The organism is Pyxidicoccus fallax (assembly GCF_012933655.1).
GTDB lineage: Bacteria > Myxococcota > Myxococcia > Myxococcales > Myxococcaceae > Myxococcus > Myxococcus fallax.
Genome location: NZ_JABBJJ010000791.1, coordinates 1 through 416, shown reverse-complemented (window position 1 = coordinate 416; position 416 = coordinate 1). Strand labels below are relative to the sequence as shown.

The following is a 416-nucleotide window of genomic DNA, read 5'->3' as shown; positions in this document are numbered from 1 at the left end:
GCACGTTGGTCACCGCCGCTACCGGCAGCGCCAGCAGCATGCCGAGGAAGCCGAACAGCTGGCCGCCGGCCATCACCGCGAAGATCACCGCCACCGGGTGCAGGCCGATCTTGTCGCCGACGATGCGCGGGGTCAGCACGTAGCTTTCCAGCAGCTGGCCCACGGTGAACACCACGCCGACCAGGATCAGCAGCTTCAGGTCGAAGCCCTGCGCCTGCACCAGCGCGGCGATCACCGCCATCAGCACGCCGGTGGTCGCGCCCAGGTACGGGATGAAGCTGATCAGGCCGGCAATCAGGCCGATCAGCAGGCCCAGCTTGAGGCCGACCAGCGACAGGCCACCGGCGTAGATCACGCCCAATGCCAGCATCACCAGGAACTGGCCGCGGATGAACGCCCCCAGCACTTCGTTGGAC

The 416-nt window shown here is 67.5% G+C and carries 1 protein-coding gene; it reads right to left on the bottom strand.

The window, feature by feature from the left end:
• Nucleotides 1–416 (bottom strand): AI-2E family transporter (locus tag HG543_RS54185; RefSeq protein WP_169352738.1); only part of this gene is annotated, 416 nt, incomplete at both ends.